General features: G+C 70.3%; 18 protein-coding genes. 5 read left to right on the top strand and 13 right to left on the bottom strand.

The window, feature by feature from the left end:
- Nucleotides 1-128: 128 nt before the first annotated feature.
- From J2850_RS19430 to J2850_RS19395, 8 genes are all read right to left on the bottom strand, one after another.
- Entirely contained in the window at nt 129-716 is a 588-nt protein-coding gene (locus tag J2850_RS19430; RefSeq protein ID WP_209984909.1) for a GNAT family N-acetyltransferase, read from the bottom strand.
- A 215-nt stretch (nt 717-931) separates the two neighbouring features.
- Nucleotides 932-1,996 (bottom strand): ABC transporter substrate-binding protein, encoded by a 1,065-nt coding sequence (locus J2850_RS19425; protein ID WP_209984907.1) that lies wholly within the window; start codon nt 1,994-1,996, stop codon nt 932-934.
- Between the two features lie 31 nt (nt 1,997-2,027).
- On the bottom strand, nt 2,028-3,173 hold the full coding sequence (locus J2850_RS19420; protein WP_211113970.1) for an NAD(P)/FAD-dependent oxidoreductase: 1,146 nt from the start codon (nt 3,171-3,173) through the stop codon (nt 2,028-2,030).
- Nucleotides 3,173-4,624, bottom strand: a complete 1,452-nt coding sequence (locus J2850_RS19415; RefSeq protein WP_307354457.1) for an FAD/NAD(P)-dependent oxidoreductase — start codon at nt 4,622-4,624, stop codon at nt 3,173-3,175. The genes J2850_RS19420 and J2850_RS19415 overlap by 1 nt, the downstream gene beginning before the upstream one ends.
- Nucleotides 4,621-4,935, bottom strand: a complete 315-nt coding sequence (locus J2850_RS19410) for a (2Fe-2S)-binding protein (protein ID WP_209984901.1) — start codon at nt 4,933-4,935, stop codon at nt 4,621-4,623. The genes J2850_RS19415 and J2850_RS19410 overlap by 4 nt, the downstream gene beginning before the upstream one ends.
- 39 nt (nt 4,936-4,974) lie before the next feature.
- Nucleotides 4,975-5,769, bottom strand: coding sequence for an ABC transporter permease (locus tag J2850_RS19405; RefSeq protein WP_209984899.1), 795 nt, complete (start codon nt 5,767-5,769; stop codon nt 4,975-4,977).
- A 7-nt stretch (nt 5,770-5,776) separates the two neighbouring features.
- Entirely contained in the window at nt 5,777-6,673 is an 897-nt protein-coding gene (locus J2850_RS19400) for an ABC transporter permease (protein ID WP_209984897.1), read from the bottom strand.
- On the bottom strand, nt 6,670-7,764 hold the full coding sequence (locus J2850_RS19395; RefSeq protein WP_209984892.1) for an ABC transporter ATP-binding protein: 1,095 nt from the start codon (nt 7,762-7,764) through the stop codon (nt 6,670-6,672). The genes J2850_RS19400 and J2850_RS19395 overlap by 4 nt, the downstream gene beginning before the upstream one ends.
- A 190-nt stretch (nt 7,765-7,954) precedes the next feature.
- Between J2850_RS19395 and J2850_RS19390 the strand changes: the two genes are divergently transcribed.
- Nucleotides 7,955-8,776, top strand: coding sequence for an IclR family transcriptional regulator (locus J2850_RS19390; RefSeq protein WP_209984889.1), 822 nt, complete (start codon nt 7,955-7,957; stop codon nt 8,774-8,776).
- A 56-nt stretch (nt 8,777-8,832) separates the two neighbouring features.
- Here the strand turns inward: J2850_RS19390 and J2850_RS19385 are convergent, their stop codons facing one another.
- Nucleotides 8,833-10,221: a CoA transferase gene (locus tag J2850_RS19385; protein ID WP_246513238.1), complete on the bottom strand. Its 1,389-nt coding sequence runs from the start codon at nt 10,219-10,221 to the stop codon at nt 8,833-8,835.
- Between the two features lie 153 nt (nt 10,222-10,374).
- Here J2850_RS19385 and J2850_RS19380 point away from each other — a divergent pair, with 153 nt between their 5' ends.
- Complete coding sequence (locus J2850_RS19380) at nt 10,375-11,559, top strand: citrate/2-methylcitrate synthase (protein WP_209984883.1); 1,185 nt, start codon at nt 10,375-10,377, stop codon at nt 11,557-11,559.
- A gap of 350 nt (nt 11,560-11,909) precedes the next feature.
- Here J2850_RS19380 and J2850_RS19375 read toward each other — a convergent pair whose 3' ends face one another.
- The gene (locus J2850_RS19375) at nt 11,910-12,404 is read right to left on the bottom strand and encodes a GNAT family N-acetyltransferase (protein ID WP_209984880.1); all 495 of its coding nucleotides are present in this window, start codon (nt 12,402-12,404) and stop codon (nt 11,910-11,912) included.
- A gap of 325 nt (nt 12,405-12,729) precedes the next feature.
- On the opposite strand from J2850_RS19375, the gene J2850_RS19370 reads away from it, so the two are divergent.
- A complete protein-coding gene (locus tag J2850_RS19370; RefSeq protein WP_209984877.1) occupies nt 12,730-13,209 on the top strand; it encodes a hypothetical protein in 480 nt (159 codons plus the stop codon).
- A 9-nt stretch (nt 13,210-13,218) separates the two neighbouring features.
- Here J2850_RS19370 and J2850_RS19365 read toward each other — a convergent pair whose 3' ends face one another.
- The gene (locus J2850_RS19365; RefSeq protein ID WP_209984874.1) at nt 13,219-14,100 is read right to left on the bottom strand and encodes a LysR substrate-binding domain-containing protein; all 882 of its coding nucleotides are present in this window, start codon (nt 14,098-14,100) and stop codon (nt 13,219-13,221) included.
- Nucleotides 14,101-14,287: 187 nt separating this feature from the next.
- Between J2850_RS19365 and J2850_RS19360 the strand changes: the two genes are divergently transcribed.
- Nucleotides 14,288-15,478 carry a trans-sulfuration enzyme family protein gene (locus tag J2850_RS19360; RefSeq protein ID WP_209984871.1) on the top strand — a complete coding sequence of 397 codons (1,191 nt, stop codon included), beginning with the start codon at nt 14,288-14,290 and terminating at the stop codon, nt 15,476-15,478.
- Between the two features lie 34 nt (nt 15,479-15,512).
- Here the strand turns inward: J2850_RS19360 and J2850_RS19355 are convergent, their stop codons facing one another.
- A complete protein-coding gene (locus J2850_RS19355) occupies nt 15,513-17,243 on the bottom strand; it encodes a sensor histidine kinase (RefSeq protein ID WP_209984868.1) in 1,731 nt (576 codons plus the stop codon).
- Nucleotides 17,244-17,546: 303 nt separating this feature from the next.
- The gene (locus tag J2850_RS19350) at nt 17,547-18,116 is read right to left on the bottom strand and encodes a TetR/AcrR family transcriptional regulator (RefSeq protein WP_209984865.1); all 570 of its coding nucleotides are present in this window, start codon (nt 18,114-18,116) and stop codon (nt 17,547-17,549) included.
- A 136-nt stretch (nt 18,117-18,252) separates the two neighbouring features.
- On the opposite strand from J2850_RS19350, the gene J2850_RS19345 reads away from it, so the two are divergent.
- Nucleotides 18,253-19,080: an alpha/beta fold hydrolase gene (locus tag J2850_RS19345; RefSeq protein WP_209984862.1), complete on the top strand. Its 828-nt coding sequence runs from the start codon at nt 18,253-18,255 to the stop codon at nt 19,078-19,080.
- Nucleotides 19,081-19,087 lie beyond the last annotated feature (7 nt).

The raw sequence follows: 19,087 nt of genomic DNA, 5'->3' as shown, positions 1-19,087 counted from the left end.
CCTCGGCCTCGCCGGCGCCAACGGCGGAGCGGATGTGGGAGGCCCACACCGACGCCGCATCGCCAGGATCGCCGTCGACATCGTGCCGCGCCTTGCCATCCGCCGGGATCGCATGCCCCGCAAGCAGATCACGGCCGGGGGTCTGACCCTCGCTCCCGCCCTTCCCCTGGAGCGGGACATGCCGGCTCCGGCATGACGGGCCGATCGCCTCCGGAAACACGAGGCGAAACGACACGGCGGTGCATCTCATCGACCTGCCACATGAAGCCGTTCCACCGAAGATGCGCTTTCAACCCGGTATGAACGAACCCATGCCGCACATACCATCGCTTGGCCCGGGTGTTCCTGGTGCCGACCCATAGACGGCACGCGGCATGACGCTCTTCGATCGTTGCGATTGCTTGGCTCAACAAGGCCGATCCGACGCCTGCCGACCGTGCACCGGGGGCCACGAACATCAGATCGATCTCGAAGAGGCCGGGGCGAACGGGAAAGAAGGCGCAAACGCCGAGCGGCGACCTTGGCGCTCCGATCGTCAAAGCCCGATACCCGGGCCATTTCATCCGCTCGGCAAGCCACCTCTCGATGCCGCGCGCCTTGTCGCGCCTCATATGCCGCGCAGGCACCATCGGCGGGTAGGCATCGATCCAGCTTCGCTGCATCATGGCCGCGACACCGTAGCGGTCTCTGCGGCTGGCAAGCCTGATCGTCGTCATCACCGCTCCCTTGCTCGGCCCGGCCGCCTGTCCGCTCATGGCATGCCGGCAGGCAACCCGGGCAGGGGCCCGGGGGGCGGTCGTTGCAACGGCCACGGAGCGACCGCCCGACCCCTGGGGAAACCGGCGCGTCAAGCCCCATGATCCCTCCCCCATGATCCCTCGTCCGGGAGCCGGAAAGTCCCGCACGAGGGCAGGACTTCCGGCAAGTCCGGTTACCGTTCGATCTCGCGGTTCCAGCGCTGGTTCCAGTCCGGGCGCTTCTCGTTGATGACGTCCCAGTCGACGGTGACGGCGTTCTTCATGTAGCCCTGGAACTTGTCCATCTGGTCGGCCACGTCGGCCGGCGCCTTGACCTTGGTGTTGGACGGGATCTGCGCGCCGTACTGCAGGGCGGCGAGCTGCGCCTCGGGGCTCAGCAGATAGTGGGCCAGCGTCTGCGCCGCCTCGGCGTCGGGCGTGTTGGCGACGACGCATTCGCCGACCATCAGCACGACCGAACCCTCCTTGGGCTGGGCGTACTCGACCGGGATGCCCTTCTCCTTCAGGGCGCCGACGGCGGTCGGGGTCAGCGGGAAGACGGCGGCCTCGCCGGTCTGCACCATCTCGGCGATCTTGGCGGAGCTGGGGATGTATTCCAGCACGTTCGGGCCGATGCTCTTGCGCCAGGTGGTGAAGCCCGGCTCGACGTTGGCCTCGCTGCCGCCCTTGATGCGGTTGTACATCAGGAAGGCATGCAGGCCGAAGGAGCTGCTGGCGGCCGACTGCACCACGACCTTGCCCTTGTACTTGGCGTCGGCGAGATCCATCCAGCTCGTCGGGGCGGTCCAGCCCTGCTCGTCGAACATCTTCTTGTTATAGGCCAACCCGGTCATGCCCATGTTGACGCCGACCGCCAGATCCCCCTTCAGGCGCGCCGACGGATAGACGTCGTCCAGCACCGGCGCCGGCGCCATCTTCTGGCACAGGCCCATGCCGATCGCGCGGTACATCAGGCCGTCGTCCAGGAAGACGACATGCATCTGCGGGTTGTCCTTCTGCGCCTGCAGCTTGGCCAGGATATCCGACGAGGTGCCGGGGACGACCACCACCTTGATCCCGGTCTGCTTCTCGAAGGCGGGGAAGACGTGCTCGGTGTAGGTCTTCTCCATCGAGCCGCCGTTCATGCCGATATAGACCGTCTTGGTCTGGGCGGCGGCGGGACCCTGGAAGGCCAGCAGGGCGGCCAGCGAGGTGGCGGCGGCGAGACCGGTGAGCGACAGCGAACGCGACATGGGCATGGTCATCCTCCTGTGGGGGGCTGGGGTGGGATCAGGGGTTGTCTGGCGGGGCGGGCGGAAAGCGGTCGATGCGGAAGGCCTCCAGCGGCATGGCGGTCTCGCCGGCGGTGACCAGCTCGGCCAGCGTCTGGCCGACCGCCGGGCCGATCTGGAAGCCGGCGCCGGAGAAGCCGAAGGCGTGGTACAGGCCCGGCGTTGTCCGGCTCGGGCCGATCACCGGGTTGCGGTCGGGCGTGTAGCCCTCCACCCCGGTCCAGCAGCGGATGACGTGGGCGTGGCGCAGTTGCGGGAACAGCTCGGCGGCGTCTCGCATCAGCGTCAGCACCGCGTCGCGCTGCGGCCGTGCCCGGTCGGGGTCGAGGGCGAAGCCGCGCCCGCCGCCGACAACCATGTTGCCCCGCAGCACCTGCCGGCCGTAGACGCCGCCGCCCTCGACCCCGATGTTGACGTCGAGGAAGCGCGGCAGCGGCTCCGTCACCGCCATGTTCGGGTGCAGCGATTCCAGCGGCACCGCCTCGCCGAAGGCGTCCGCCACCCGCCTGGACCAGGCGCCGGCGGTGTTCAGCAGGACGCGCGCGCGCACCTCAAGCTCTCCCGCCGCCAACTCGCGCTTGGCCAGCAGGACGAAGCGGCCGCCGTCCTTCTCCACCCGCTCGATCGCCGTCTGCTCGCGCACCACCGCGCCGAGGGCGGCGGCGGCGCGGGCGAAGGCGGGGGAAACCAGCCGCGGGTTGGCGTGGCCGTCCTCCGGGCAGAGCGACCCGCCGACCGCCCGCTCGCCGAGCGCCGGCCAGCGGCGGCGGAACGCCTCGCCCTCGATGATCTCGAGGTCGAGGCCGAACCCCCGGCTGCGCTCGCGGTAGGCGACCAGCGAGGCGAGGTCGGCCTCGCTGCGCGCCAGCTTCAGGTGCCCGGAACGGACATACTCCGCATCGGTGCCGATCAGTTCGGGCAGTCTGCCCCAGATGGCATGGGCCCGCTGCGACAGCGCAAGCTGCTCCAGCGGCCGGCCCTGGCGGCGCACGCCGCCGAAATTGACTCCGCTGGCCTTGGCGCCGCACCAGTCGCGCTCCAGCAGGGTGACGCTCAGCCCGGCTTGGCGCAGGAACAGCGCCGCCGACCCGCCGACGATGCCGCCGCCGACGATGGCGACGTCGCAGTCGATCCGCTCGCGCATCACGCCACCTCCCGTCCGGACCGCGCGCCTGCCAGGGGCGAGGGGGTGGCCGCGACCGGCAGCGGCTTGATCGGCGGCTGGGCGCGCAGGCGCCCCACCCCGTCCGGCCCGGTGCCGAGCGCCTGCGCCAGCAGCTCGGCCGCGGTGGCGCCGCACATGCGGCCCTGGCAGCGCCCCATGCCGGTGCGGGTGAGCGCCTTGGCGCGGTTGATCTCGCGGGCCTGGCCGCTGCGGGCGACGCCGCGCAGCGCGCCGGCGGTCACGCCCTCGCAGCGGCAGATCATGGTGTCGTCGGCGACCGTTGCGGCCCAGTCGGCCGGGAAGGGGAATGCGGCGTTCAAGGAACGGCGGAAGGTTGCGATGCCGCCGAGCCGGCGGTCCAGCTCGCGCACCCGTGCGGCGTCGACCGGCCGGCCGAGATCCTCCAGCAGGGCGAAGGCCGCCCGCTCGCCGGCCAGCTCGGCGGCATCGGCCCCGGCGATGCCGCCGCCGTCGCCCGCCAGATAGACCCCGGCGACGCTGCTGCGGCCGGCACCGTCGCGCTCCGGCAGCCAGGCGCGGTCGGCGGCGTCGAAGCGGAAGCGGCAACCGGCGAGGTCGGCGAGCTGCGTTTCCGAGCGCAGGCCGAGCCCGAAGGCCACGGCGTCGCAGGACACGCGGTGCTCCCGCCCGTCGGCGTAGCGCCAGGCCAGCGCCTCGACCCGCTCGGTTCCCTCCGCGCGCAGCGGCCGCACGCCGTTGTGGACCGGCACCCCGTGGGCGCGCAGCCAACCGACGAAGAGCAGCCCCTTGGCCAGGGTCGAGGGATCGCGCAGCATGCCGGCCATGGCGCGGGCCTGGACGGCGAAGGGGGTGGTGTCGAACACGCCGGCCACCTCGACCCCGGCCTTCAGGTACTGGTAGGCCACCAGATAGAGCAGCGGCCCGGTGCCGAGGAAGGCGACCCGGCGGCCGACGGCGCAGCCCTGGAACTTCAGCGCCACCTGCGAGCCGCCCAGCGTGAAGACCCCCGGCAGCGTCCAGCCCGGGAAGGGCAGCACCCGGTCGGTGGCGCCGGTGGCCAGGATCAGCCGACTGAAGGGCTGCACCAGGCTTTCGCCGTCGCACAGCAGGTCCAGCGCGCCTGCCTCGCAATTCCAGGCCAGCGTGCGCGGACGGTAGTCGACGCGGTCGCGGATCGCCGCCATGGCACGGTGCACCGCATCGGCCTTCCCCGCCTCGAAGCCGTAGAGCGCCGACTTCGGCCGGGTGAAGCCGCCGCCGGGTCCGCCCGCTTCCGGCGGCTGGCGGTAGATCTGCCCGCCCCAGCGCGCCGCCTCGTCGACCACCACCGGACGCAGGCCGGCGGCGACGAGGCGCTCGGCGGCGCGGATGCCGGCCGGTCCGGCACCGACGATCACCGGCGGGAGTTCGGCGGTCGGGAGTTTGGCGGTCGGGAGTTCGGCCGTCACGACGACCCCTCCCCGCTCAATCCGCCGCCCCATTCGCCCTCACTGAGCAGCCGCATGCCGTCGGCGATGAAGCTGCCGCAGGCGCGCAGGCGCTCGCCCTCCTCGGTGCGCACCCAGCAGTCCTGGCAGGCGCCCATCAGGCAGAAGCCGGCCCGCGGGCTGCCGGCGAACTCCGACCGACGCAGCCGCTCGCCGTTGGTCAGCATGGCGGTCAGGACGGTGTCGCCCTCCAGCGCCTCGGCCGGGCGGCCGTCGAGGGTGAAATGGACCACGCGCCGGCCCTGTTCGGCCACACGCTGCAGCAAAGCCATGATGGTGGGTCTCCGGAGAGGGGATGGCCGGCGGCGGACTCAGTGCTGGCCGACCAGGATGCGGTCCAGGCCGTAGACGCGGTCGAGCAGCAGCACCGCGACCGCGGTGATGCCGATGATCAGTGCCGACACCGCGGCCATCATCGGGTCGATGGATTCGGTGGCGTACATGTACATCCGCACCGGCAGCGTCACGGTCGACGGCGAGGTGATGAAGATGGACATGGTCAGCTCGTCGAAGCTGTTGATGAAGGCGATCAACCAGCCGCCGGTGACGCCGGGCAGGATCATCGGCAGGGTGACGCGGCGGAACACCGTCGCCTCGCTGGCCCCCAGCGAGAAGGCCGCCTGCTCCACGCTGCGGTCGAAGCCGGAGATCGCGGCGATCAGCAGCCGCATCACGTAGGGCGTGACGATCACCATGTGCGCCGCCACCAGCCAGGCGAAGCTGCCGGTGGCGCCGAGCACGGCGAACAGCCGCAGCATCGCCACGCCCAGCACCAGGTGCGGGATGATCAGCGGCGACAGGAACAGGGCGTTGAGGAAGCCCTTGCCGGGAAAGTCCCAGCGCGTGACGGCGAGCGCCGCCGGCACCGCCAGCCCGACCGCCAGTGTCGCCGACAGCAGGGCCAGCCACAGGCTGTTCCAGAAGGACTGCATGAAGTCCGGATGGCGGAACACCGCCTCGAACCAGCGCAGCGAGAATCCCGATGTCGGCAGCGACAGCGTGTTCTCCGGCGTGAAGGCGACGAGGCAGACGATCACCAGCGGCGCCAGCATGAAGATGACGACCAGGGTGTGGAAGATCAGGGCGATGGGTCCGTTGCGGGTCATGGCGTCGTCACCCCAGCCGGCGTCGGTAGTGGCCTTCCACCAGCCGGTGGTAGGTCAGCATGATGATCAGGTTGGCGGCCAGCAGCAGCACGGCGACCGCAGCACCCATCGGCCAGTTCAGGTCGCTGAGATACTGGTCGTAGACCACGGTGGCGACCATCTTCAGCCGCCGCCCGCCGAGCAGGCCGGGGATGGCGAAGGCGCTGGCGCTGAGGCCGAAGACGATCAGGCTTCCCGACAGGATGCCGGGCAGGATCTGCGGCGCCACCACCCGGACGATCGCCGTGGCGCGCGAGGCGCCGAAGGACAGCGCCGCCTGCTCCACCGCCGGATCCAGCTTCTGCAGCGAGGTCCAGACCGGGATGACCATGAAGGGCAGCATGACGTGGACCAGCGCCACGATCACCGTGCCCTCGGTGTAGAGCAGCCGGGTCCGCCCGAAGCCCAGCGCCATCATCGCCCCGTTCACCGGCCCTTCCGGCCCCAGCAGCATGCTCCAGCCGAAGGCGCGCACCACGACGGACACCAGCAGCGGCGCCAGCACCACCAGCAGGAACACCGAGCGCCAGGGATTGCTCATGCGGCTGAGGATGTAGGCCTCCGGCACGCCGACCACCACGCAGATGGCGGTGGCCAGCGCCGACACCCGGAAGGTGCGCAGGAAGATCTCCAGGTAATAGCCGTCGGTCAGCACCGACAGGTAATGCTCCAGCGTGAAGCCGCCGGTGCGGCCGGTGGCGTAGTCGAACTGGTTGAAGGACAGGAGCGCCGTCAGCAGCAGCGGCGTCAGCACCAGGGCGGCGAACAGCAGGGCGGCCGGCGCCGACAGGATCAGCGGAGCGGACCGGACGCGGCGCTCCGGCGCCTCGTCGTCCGGCAGGGCCTGGGAGGCGGAGGCGCTCATACCGCCATCTCCAGCGCCGGGTCCGGCGCTTCCGCCAGGGCGCCGCGATGCACGCGCACCACCGAGGCCGTCCAGTCGAGCCCGACCGGCGCGCCGGCCTCCACCGGCGGCGTCCCGTCGTTGGGCGTCACCACCATCACGGTGCCGAGCGGCCCATCGACATGGTAGAGCCACTGGCTGCCCAGGAAGAAGCGGTCGGCGACGCGGCCCGCCAGCAGGCCATCCGCCGGCGCGGTCAGGCGCAGCTTCTCCGGGCGGATGCACAGCGTCACGGTCTCGCCCGCCGACAGGCCGGGGGCCGCCACATCGACCGCGATGCCGGCCAGCGACACCGTGGCGCCGCCGTCCCGCGCCGCGGCGACGCGGCCCGGCAGCAGGTTGGTCTTGCCGACGAAGCGCGAGATGAACTCGGTCTCCGGATGCTCGTAGATGCGGTAGGGCTGGTCGATCTGGGTGATCCGCCCCGCCTCCATCACCACGACGCGGTCGCTGATCGAGAAGGCTTCCGCCTGGTCGTGGGTGACCATGACGGTGGTGGTGCCGACCTTGCGCTGGATCTCGCGCAGCTCGAACTGCATCGCCTCGCGCAGCTTGGCGTCCAGGTTCGACAGCGGCTCGTCCAGCAGCAGCACCGGCGGCCGGATCACCAGCGCGCGGGCCAGCGCCACGCGCTGCCGCTGCCCGCCCGACAGCTCGCGCGGGTAGCGCTTGGCGTAGGGCGACAGGTGGACCAGCGCCAGCGCCTCCTCCACCCGTGGTCGGCGTTCCGCCCTGGCCACCCGCTGCATCTCCAGCCCGAAGCTGACGTTGTCGAACACCGTCATGTGCGGGAACAGGGCGTAGCTCTGGAAGACGATGCCCAGGCCGCGGCTGTTGGCCTTGGCCCGCGTGATGTCGCGCCCGTCCAGCCGGATGGTGCCGGCCGACGGCTCGACGAAGCCGGCGATCATCTGCAGGGTCGTGGTCTTGCCGCAGCCCGACGGCCCCAGCAGCGACACGAACTCTCCCTTGGCCACCGACAGCGACACGTCGCCGACCGCGGTCAGCGGGCCGTAGCGCTTGGTGATGTTCTTCAATTCGAGGAATGACACGGGGGGAATTCTCCCTCTTGCGACGACCGGTCCTGCCGGTACGGCCTCACCTGTATGGCCAGGATGCTCCCGCCGCAACGGGTCGGCCGTCAACGCGGTTTTCCGCTGACAGAAAAGATTTTGCAAAAGCTTCCGATATACGGAATAGATGGCGCCGATTTGCCGCATTGATTTCAGATGGAGACGGGATATGGCTGGCGATGATGCGGGTGCGAAATCCAGTTTGCAGCGCGGCCTCGCCATCCTGCGCCTGCTCGCCTCGACCAACGACGGCGGCGCCCGGCTGACCGACATCGCCCGCGCGCTGGAGCTGACGCCGCCGACCGTCCACCGGCTGCTGAAGACCCTGGTGGAGGAAGGCATGGTGGAGCCGGACAGGACGACCAAGCGCTACCGGCTCGGGATCGACCTGTTCGCGCTCGCCGCCCAGGCCGGCAACCCCGCCAACCTGCGCGACATCTGCCGGCCGATCCTGCTGCGGCTGTCAGCGACGCTGCGCGACAGCATCTTCCTGCTGGTGCGCAGCGGATTCGACGCGGTGTGCCTGGACCGCAGCGAGGGGCCATTCCCGATCCGCTCCTTCACCGGCGACGTCGGCGGCCGGGTGACGCTGGGCGTCGGCCAGGGCAGCCTCGCCATTCTCGCCTTCCTCCACCAGGAGGAGCGGGAGGAGGTGATCCGCTTCAACCTGCCGCGCATGCAGGGGGTGGGCATCATCGACGAGGTCTACCTGCGCACCGAGATCGCGCGGGTGCGCGACCTCGGCTACGCCAGCCGCTCGACCGGCCTGCTGCCGGGCATGTCGGGCGTGGCGGTGCCGGTGCTCGACCGCGACGGCCATGCCGTGGCGGCGCTCAGCGTCGGCACCATCAGCGAGCGGCTGAACGAGGAACGGCTGCCGGTGGTGGTCGACATCCTGAAGCGGGAGGCGGCATCGGTCAGCCGCCAACTGAACCCCTTCGACCCGGTGCTGCGCCGCCCGGCGGCGGTGCTGGGCGGCGGCTCGGCCTGAGTCCTGCCCAAAGCTGGCGCCCGCTACCGGCGCCCGTCATCGCCGCCGGCCACTCCTCACCACCGCGCCTCGTCGGCGCCGAGCGGACCGGCGGGACGGTCCCAGTGCATCGGGGCGCCCGCGACGACCAGGGGCGGTCTCAGGCGCAGGGCCGGTCCCCATCCCGTGTCCTCTACGGCCCCGGCGAAGTCGCGGTCGTCGGCGCCCGCGACGGCCGGGCCGTCCGGCGGCGCCGGCAAGCCGGCCAGCAGCGCGCCGATACGGGCCAGCGACGTGCGCCAGCGCGAGCCGCGCCCGCCGGCCAGCCTGTGGGTCAGGCCCCGGACCGCCGCGGTGGCCAGCAGGTAACCGGTCGCGTGGTCGAGCGCCTGGACCGGCAAGGGCTTGGGTCGGTCGGTGCCATAGCGGCGCATCCCTTCGGCGGCGATGCCGCCGCTCATCTGGACGAGGCTGTCGAAGCCGCGGCGGCCCGCCCATGGACCGGTCCAGCCATAGGCGTCGAGCGATACGTCGACCAGGCCGGGACGGATCCGCTGACGGGCCGCGGCGTCGAACCCCAGCCGGGCCAGCGCGTCGGCGCGGTATCCATGCACCAGCAGGTCGGCCTGCGACAGCAGTTCCATGAACCGCGCCCGCCCCACCGCATCGCGCAGGTCGAGACGGGCACGGCGCTTGCCGACCGTCACGTCCGGCAGCACGGCGGGCTCGTCCCACCAGGGCGGATCGATGCGCAGCACGTCGGCGCCGAATCCGGCAAGGAACCGCGTGGCGGCCGGCCCGGCGAGGACGCGGGTCAGGTCGAGGACCTTGACGCCGGCCAGCGGCCGCTCGGGCAAGGCCGGCGGACGGCACTCGCCCGCCGCCTGCTCCTCGACCCACAGCAGCGGCTCCCCGGCGACCGCCCGCCCCTGCGGATGAGCCTGCCAGGAGGCGGAAGCACGCATCGCCGCCGCGCAACCGCCCCGCTCCACGATGGCGGCCTCCAGCGCGTCGGCCTTCCAATGCCCGACGGCCATGGCCACGGCATCGCGCTCGGGCCGGGTGCCGAGGACCGCGAGCGCCGCGTCACGGTGATGCAGGGCATTGGTGTGAAGCCGGATCCAGCCATCCTTGGCCTGATAGTCGCCGGCAACCGGATCCCAGGCCGGCGGCAATGCCCAGCCCAGCGGCTTCAGCGACGTGCCGAACCACAGTGACGCCAGGCGGCGGTCGACCGTGACCGCCGGGCTGCCGCCGAAAACGGCGCTACGGAATTCGGCGACCGCCAGACCGGCCGCGGCGATCGATGCCGCGGCAAGGTCGCTGACCGCGAAGACGGAGGGAAGCTGCCCGTCCCCGCGGAAATCGACATTGGCGGGAAGCCGCTCGTCGCCACCGGCAGCCTGCCAGAATGCGGCAAGGGCCATGCGTTGCGGGGAACCGGGTTCCTCGGTCATCGGCGCCATCGGACGCTCCATCGGATTGGCCGTACTGGACCGGCCGCACTGGATTTGTTGCCTGCCGAGCCGCCGAGCTTTGGCAGCGTGGCGGCTTCACTTCACCGCGGGCGGCGGTATATCGTCAATCTTGATTATTCCAATCAACATGAGGTCCGGGCTTTGGCCGCATACCTGTCGGCGGAGGGCGCGGCGAACCGGTTGGGTGTGTCGCGCCAGACCCTCTATGCCTATGTCAGCCGCGGGCTGCTGCAGGCCCATCCCGCCGAGGACCCGCGGCAGAGCCGCTATCTGGTGGAGGAGGTCGAGCGGCTGGGGGCGGAGCGCCGGCGCGGGCGCCGGCCGAAGGAGGTCGCCAAATCCACCCTGGACTGGGGAACGCCGGTGCTGGAATCGGCGATCACCCTGATCCATCGCGGACGGCTCCATTACCGCGGCCGGGACGCGGCACGCCTTGCCGAAACGGCGACGCTGGAGGAAACGGCGGCACTGTTGTGGAACTGTGCGGTGGAAGCCGCCTTCCCGCCGGAACCACCGCCCGTCCTTCCCGGCTATGACGCCCTATTGCCCCATTGCGCCGCCACGCCGCCGGCGGAGGCGCTGCCCACCCTGCTGGCGGCCGCAACCGCCGACGAGGCGACGGCCTCGTGGCGACGGGCCGACCGGCGGTTCCTGGGCGGATGCGGCAACCTGGTGCGGCTGCTGTTCGCCGCCGCCCGGCGCGGCCGGCCGAGCGCCGCGCCGCTTCATGCGCAATTGGCGGAAGCGTGGGGGCTGGACCAGGGCGGGGCGGAGCTCGTCCGTATGGCGCTGGTGTTGTGCGCGGATCACGAACTGAACGCCTCCGGCTTCACCGCCCGCTGCGTCGCCTCCACCGGAGCCAGCCTGCGGGCGGCGGTGATCGGCGGCCTCTGCGCCCTGTCCGGCAGCCGGCATGGCGCGACCACCACGCGGATCGAGCATTTCTGGAACGCGCTGTCGGCGGGCGGTACCGTCGCCACGCAACTGGAACGGCGACTGGCGGCGGGCGAGGCGGTTCCGGGGCTGGGCCACCCGCTCTATCCCGACGGCGACATCCGCGCCCGGGCGCTGCTGTCACGGATCCTGCCGCACCGTCCGGAGATGGCCGAGCTGCTGCACGCGGCCGAGGACCTGACCGGACGCGCGCCAACCATCGACCTCGCCCTCGTGGCCCTGCGGCGGCATCTCGGGCTGCCGGAGGGAGCGGCCTTCACGCTGTTCGCGCTCGGCCGCACGGCCGGCTGGATCGCCCACGCCCTGGAACAGCGGGAAACCGGGCAATTGATCCGCCCCCGTGCCGTCTATACCGGGCCGGAGCCGGAATGATGCCAAGCGGTCGGCCACGGATAGCTCCACGGGACGGACGGAAGCCGGGCAAAACGGAAGCCGGAAAAAAGAGAACCCACCTCGGGGGAGCGTGAGGCGGGCTCAGTCGACATACGATCAATCGAGAGATGATTGGATACGAGATTGTTTAGAAACGCAACGATCATCCATCCCCGGCCAGGGCAATCGCATATGGCCCCTCTCCCGCCCCGGGAGAGGGAAGGGGCCCATGCGGAGCATGGGAAGGGTGAGGGGTGATGCAAGAAACCCTGCGGTTCCGGGGTCTTGAACCACCCCTCACCCACCCCACTTCGTGGGTCCCCTCCCTCTCCCGGGGCGGGAGAGGGCGATTATTGCCATATGCGATTGCCGTGATCCCCGGCAGGCAGGCCGCGCCAGCCATAGAAGCAGACCGGCGTCCCCATGCCGGGATGCACACCCTCGCCGATGCAGTCCAGGCCATGACGCTCGTAGAACCGCCGCCCGCGCCGGTTCGCCTGAGGGGTCCGGAGCGAAAACCCGCCGGGCAACGCGCTTTTTGCCAAGCCCAGCAAGACCCGCCCGACGCCGCGGCCCTGATCGGCCGGGTGGACGAACAGTTGGTCGAGCTTGGCGTCCGCGGGCTTGAGGGCAAGCATCCCCACGATCCTGCCGCCGGACAGCGCGACATACAGGAGCCATCCGGCGGCGAGTTCCCGGTCGATCCGGACGCGAAGCTCCTCACGCGACGGCAGCATCGCCGACGCGCCCTCCATCCGGCTTGCGCTTTCGAACCAGACCGTAGCGACCTCGTCGAGGTCGTCGGCCTGCGCCGGCCGTAGCTGCGGGTCCTGGCATCCGTCCATGGCTAACACTCCGGCGGGAATGATGCGTGCAACGGCATCCGCATGGGAACCGCAAAGGCAGCCTTATACGCCACCTCTTGCGGTGGCGCGGCATCCCCCGACCTGGCGTCGGTTCCAGGAGACCGGATGCCTGGACTCGCCATCGACGGCGAGCCGCCGCAGGCGGGAAGAAGTTTCCGGCCGGCCCCGGCAGAAGATGCCGGCCCTGCGGGCACCGCGGAATTTTCGGCCGGATACCGCCGGCGGAAAGGCGCCTTATCCCCATCCAGCACGGCACACGGGTTGCAAAGGAGGCAAGGCAACCAACCCGGTGGTGGAGGGCGTCATGGTCGGCATCAAGGGATTTGGCGGAGCATTGCCGTTGCTGTCGGCGCTGACGCCGGTCAAAGGCATTCCCGCACCTCCCAATCCCGACATGCTCGAAAAGGTGGCGGTCGCCACGAAGCGGATGAATGCCGCCCCCGACTCTGCCGCGACGGCGGAGTTCCTCGCCGTCCAGGCTCACAGCGTCATACGCAAGGACGGCCGGATCGCCGCCATCCAATGGCGTGACGGGACCACGGAGATTCGAAGCCCAGGTGGCCAGGGTTGGGATAAGGAGCGGCTGATCCGGCAGGGGCTTGCGACCGGACTGTCGAAGGATGAGCTGAACGACCTCTATGTGCGCGACCTCGCCAGAACCCTGGGTGCGGGCGTGGCGGTCGACCGTTACGGCGGACGCGCCGACGCGCCGACCAGGGGGGAACTGGTGAACTCGGCCGCCGCCGGGCCGGCGCGGGGACAGCGCCTGTCCGTGACGGCATGAGGGAGGCCTTCAGGCCGCCGCATGCTCCATCAGGTCCCGGATGAAGTCGGCCACGATGCGTGACGGCCGGCGGTCCGGCGGCAGCAGAAGCAGCGTGTGGGACCGGATCGCGGGCTCGAAGCCACGGGTGACCACGCCGCGCCCCAGATAGGGCTCCGCGGTCAGCGGATTGACCAGGCCACAGCCGATCCCCGCCTGCACCATGGCGCAGACCGTGGTCGAATAGGGCGTTTCCAGGACGATCTTCGGCTTCACCCCCTGCTCGGCCAGCACGACGTCCAGGCGGCGGCGCGCGGTGTCCTCCGGCGCCAGCGCGACGAAGGGAAGGCCGTCGAGGTCGGTCGGGCACAGGCTCTCGCGCTCCGCCAGCGGATGATCGGCGGGAACGGCGATGACGAGCCGCTGGCGCATGAACGCCGTGGCGTCCACGCCCGTCACGTCGATCTCGTCCGCTGCCAGCCCGATGTCGAACTGGCTCGACGCCACCAGGTCCTTCACCTCCGACGAAAGGCGCGTCTGGACGGTGATCGACACGTCCGGGTGCCCGCGCTGGAAGGCACGCAACGCCTTCGGCAGGATGGTGGTGCTGAGCGCCGACAGGCAGGCCACCCGGATCTCCCCCGAGCCGAAATCTCGGATGCGGGCGGCGGCGGCACGCAGGCGGGTCAGGCCGGCAAAGGACGCCGACACCTCCTGGAAGAACAGCCGGCCCTCCGCCGTCGCGACCATCCGGCCCTTGGCCCGGTGGAACAGCGCGAAACCGATCTCGCGCTCCAGCTCCTGGACCGCCTTGCTGACGGCAGGCTGCGAGATGCGCAGCACTTCCGCCGCACGCGAGGCGGTGCCGTTGGTCATGACCGCGTGAAACACCTCCACCTGACGCAGATTCATGTCGCCCCACATTATAACCTGGGAGAATAAACTAGCCGAAAATCGATATTGGACGAAATAGGGTCAGCGGCATCAAATCGCGGGGGCCGGTTGTGACGATGCTCCCTGCGGGAGCTGGTCAAAGAATGCTCCCTGCAGGAGCGAGCCAAAGGATGCTCCCTGCGGGAGCCAACCAAAGGATCCCCCTATGAAGGACCTGACCAGATGCGTGGTGAACCCGCCGGTTCCCGCCGAGGGGTTCGACAGCTTGGCCGTTCCCGTCCACCGCGGCTCCACGATCCGGTTCGCCACGTCCAGGGAATACCAGTCACGGGGTGAGCGCGGGCACGCGGGCTACAGCTACGGCCTCTACGGCACCCCAACCACCCGGACGCTGGAAGCCAAGCTGACGGCACTCGAACATGGAGCCTGGACCGTCCTGCTGCCGTCCGGGCAGGCCGCCAACAGCTTCGCCATGCTGCCCTTCCTGTCCGCCGGCGACCGGGTCCTGATCGCCGACAGCGCCTATCCGCCTGTACGCGACTTTGCCGACCGGGATCTGGCGAGGCTCGGCATCGAGGCCGGCTATTACGATCCGACGGATGTCGCCGACCTGGAACGGCGGATCGATGGGCGCACCAGGCTGGTGTGGTGCGAATCCCCCGGCTCGACCACCATGGAGGTGCAGGACCTGCCGGCGATTGCGGCGGTGGCCCGCCGCCACGGCGCGCTGGTCGGCTGCGACAACAGTTGGGCCACGCCGCTGAACTTCAAGCCGCTGGACCATGGCGCCGACCTGGTGACCGAGGCGCTGACCAAGTATGTCGGTGGCCACTCCGACCTGCTGATGGGGTCGCTCACCGTCCGGGACGAAGCGCTGATCCCGCCGATCCGCGGCTGCCTCGGCCGCTACGGGATCGGCGTGTCGCCGGACGATGCGTCGCTGGTTCTGCGCGGCCTGGAGACGCTCGGCGTGCGCATGCGCCACGCCGCCGAAGGGGCGGCGGCGCTGGCCTGGCGCCTGTCCGCCCACCCGATGGTACGGCAGGTCCTTTACCCGCCCCTCGCCCACTCGCCGGGGCATGACCTGTGGAAGCGGGATTTCGCCGGCGCCAGCGGCGTCTTCGGCGTGGTGTTCACGGACGCCGCGGCACCGCATGTCCTGCCGGCCCTCGACGTGCTGCGGACCTTCGCCATCGGCGCCTCCTGGGGAGGCACGCGCAGCCTGATGGCGCCGATGCCGATCAAGCGCCACCGCACGGCCCGCCCGTGGGGCGGCGCCGACCTGGTCCTGCGGATCAGCGTCGGGCTGGAGGACCCGTCCGACCTGCTGGACGACGTGGCCGCCCTGCTCGACGAGGTGAGCGCACGGACCGGGCGGGCAGCGGCAGACGCATGAGCGGCACGCCGCACGGGAAGGGCCGGACCCGGCGTCAGCCGTTCAGCGGCATGCTGATCGGCATGCTGAAGGTGAAGCACGTCTCGTCGGCGTCGGAGTGTACCTCGATCCTGCCGTCATGGGCCTGGGCGATCTGCGACGCGATGTAGAGCCCGAGGCCCAGCCCCTTGCTGCCGGCAATGCCCCCGCCCCGCTTGAACGGCTGGAAGAGCTTGTCGATCTGCTCGGGCGGGATGGGCCGGCCGCCGTTGACGACGCGGATTGTCAGCCCGCCTGCGGCGAGGACTCCGGCGATCCGGACCGGCATCCTGTCGGAACCATGGATGATGGCGTTCGACAGCAGGTTGGACGCCATCTGGGCGAGACGGAGATGGTCGGCCGCCACGGTCGCCGGCAGGTCGAAGGCCGCCGAGATCTCCCGTCCCGGATGCGCCATCCGCATTTCGTCGACCACATGCTGAAGCGTCGCCCCGAGGTCATCCGCCGTCACGGCAAGCGTGATCCCGCCGCCCATCCGAGCCCGCGCCAGATCCATGACGTTTTCGACAAGGCCGGTCATCCGCGAGATGCTGGACTTCATCAGCTTCAGCACCAGCGGGCTTCGTTTCGTCCAACCCTCCTTCAGCAGGCGGTCCGTCCCGGCGTCCAGCGCGGCGATCGGGTTGCGGAGGTCGTGTCCCAGCACCGCGATGAACTGTTCACGCAGTTCGGCGAGCTCGCGCTCCCGTTCCAGCAAGGCGTTCGTCGACCGGAGGCTAGCCTCGGCGTCCAGGTGATGGGCGATGAGTTCGGCGAACAGCTTGAAGGCGCCCAGCACTTCCGGGTTGTTGACCTTTGCCGGGTTCGGATCGATGGCGCAGAGCGTGCCCCAGAACTGGCCACCCGCCAGGATGATCGGTTCGGAGATATAGCTCCTCAACCCGTAGATCCGAGGGGTGTGGTGGTCGCAATACTGCGCGTCCTCGGCGGCGTCGTCGAAGACGACGGTCTGGCGATGGCTCCTGATCTCGTTGCACAGCGTGCTCTCGATCGGCAGTTCGTCACCCGGCTTCAGACCGAAGCCCAACGGATCGAGGACCTGGCAGGCCACCCAGCGTGAGTGCGTCACGCGGGCGACGGCCGCGAACCCCATGCCCGTCATCCGCAGCACGACGTCGAGGATGGTCGGCACCGCCGCGATGCCGGCCAGCTTTTCGATGGTTTCGGCGAAGTCCTCGGCGGCAGCCCCATCCTCCGGCGGCCGGGAATGCGCCTGCCGGACCTTCAGCTCGGCGATGAGGTCGGCATTCTCCAGCGCGGCTGCCGCGGCCTCCGCAAGCGCCTCCAGCGTCTCCACCTCCCACAGGTCGGGAGCGTAGGGCTGCGACCAATAGGCCCCGATCGCCGCGACGGGGGCGTCGACGCGCACCGGCGCCATCGCGAGCGAGCGCACGAAGGTGCCGCCGTAAAGCTCCTGCGGGATGCGCTCGTCCTGCGCGATGTCGGGAACGACTGCGGTCTTCCGGTTGATCATCGACCAGCCGCTGATGCAGGTCGAGGCCGGAAACTTCTGCCCCTTCCAGAGCGGGCCGATCGCGTCCTCCTCCACATAGTGGCAGAGGCTGCCTTCCTTCAGGATGATGGAGATGCCCTGGCACCCGATCAGGGACCGCGCGCTCGTCCGGATGGTCTCGACGACCTCGTCCCTGGTCCGGGCGCGCGATATCCGCGCCAGCGCCTTCGTGAGGGAGGCGAGCGGCGTAAAGGGTCTGGAACGTTGATCCATGGACCTCCGTCCTTTCCGGCGACGGCCATTAAGCAAGCCCACAATTTTGCATGAATCCCGCGCCAAGGATAGGAACATCGCGAGAAGATCCGGGGACGGCCTAGCCGGAACGGCAGCGTCGGGTGGTTCCCCCTGCCGCTCAACGGCCACGCGCGCCGGGCCCGGCGTCTTCCGCCGACCGGCCGGGCGGAGTAGGCCGAGGCCGATCGCGATGCGTCGCGCATGGTGGCATGGACACGCCGTCCGCCGGCAAGCACCCCTATGATCGCCGCGGCAGGAGGGTATGGCAGGAGCGCCGCCGGGTCACGCAGTCTCGGGTTCCGCCATGCGCCCGGCGGCGGCGTCGTAACGGCGGCGGATGTCGTCGACGATGGTATCGGCCATGGCCAGCAGTTCCTGCCTGCCGACGCCGTCGCGGGTCTGTATCGCGATTCCCTGCATCACGGTCAGAAGATAGCGGGCAAGCGCGCGGCTGGACGCGGCATCGAGCCACCGGGAGAAGACGTCCGCCGCCGCCTCGACCATGGCTTGCCGCCGCGCCGCCAGATCGCGGGCGATGATTGCGTGGTCGGGGCCGCATTGCACCATGCCGAGGGAGATCATGCAGCCTCCCTCACCCTGCGGATCGGTCGCGAACTCGATGGCGCGGCGCAGCAGGGCAGCCGCGGTGGCGCTCGGCGTCTCCAGCGGAACGAGGGTGTTGAGAGCGCGCGGGAGTTCGCCATAGCGGTCCAGCGCCTCGCGGTACAGTTCGGCCTTGCTGCCGAAGGCCGCATAGAGGCTCGGCGGCGCGATGCCGATCGCCGTGGTGAGATCGCTGATCGACACGCCCTCATAGCCGTGCCGCCAGAACAGGCGCATCGCGGTCGCCACCGCCTCGTCCCGGTCGAAGGTCCGGGGGCCGCTTCGCCGTGTTCGTCGCGCCTTGTCCATAGCGATCACTAAAAACTCGTTGACACGGAAAGGCAAGAGCATATCGTTTAGCGATCGCTACACACAAGGAACGGACATGTCGCTTCCCGCAGCAGCCACCCATTTCACCGTCAGGACCGCCGACGGACTGACCCTGGCCGCGTCGCGCCACGGCGCGGCGGAAGGCCCTGGGATCATCCTCATCCATGGGCTCGGCCAGAGCCGGCTGAGCTGGATGCGGCAGACGGCGGGCACGCTCGCGGAGACCTGCCGGATCGTCAGCTACGACCTGAGGGGGCACGGCGACTCCTCCAAGCCCGCGGACGTCGCCGCCTATGCGGATCCCGCCCTGTGGGCGGACGACCTTCATGCCGTCATCGAGGCGTCGGGCTTCGCCCGCCCGATCCTGGTCGGCTGGTCGCTCGGCGGCCTGATCGCCGGCTTCTATCTCAGGAAATACGGCCAGGATCGCGTCGGCGGCGTCAACCTCGTCGGCGCCGTCACGAAACTGGCGCCGGACCTCCTCGGACAGGCGGCGCTCGCGCATGTCGACCTGCTGGGCTCGGCGGATCTCGGGGTGCGGAGCGCGGCCTACGCCACCTTCCTCGCCGCCTGTTTCGCAACCCCGCCCGACGACGCCGACTTCCGCCGGATGCTGGTGTTCAACGGCATGGTGCCGCGCGAGGTGCAGCTCGCCGTTCCCAAGCTCGACAGCGAAGGCCTTGACGAGGTGTGGGCCGCCATTCCGAAACTGCTGGTGACCTGGGGCGACCAGGAGCGCCATACCCGCCTGGAGATGTCGCAGCGCGTGCTCGACCTCAATCCGGCGGCAAGGCTCTCGATCTTCGAGGGCGCGGCGCACGCTCCCTTCTACGAACGCCCCGAACGCTTCAATCGCGAGCTGGCCGCGTTCGCCCGCGGTTGACTGGAAG

Source organism: Azospirillum picis, assembly GCF_017876115.1.
GTDB lineage: Bacteria > Pseudomonadota > Alphaproteobacteria > Azospirillales > Azospirillaceae > Azospirillum > Azospirillum picis.
This window is presented reverse-complemented; position numbering and strand designations above follow the sequence as displayed.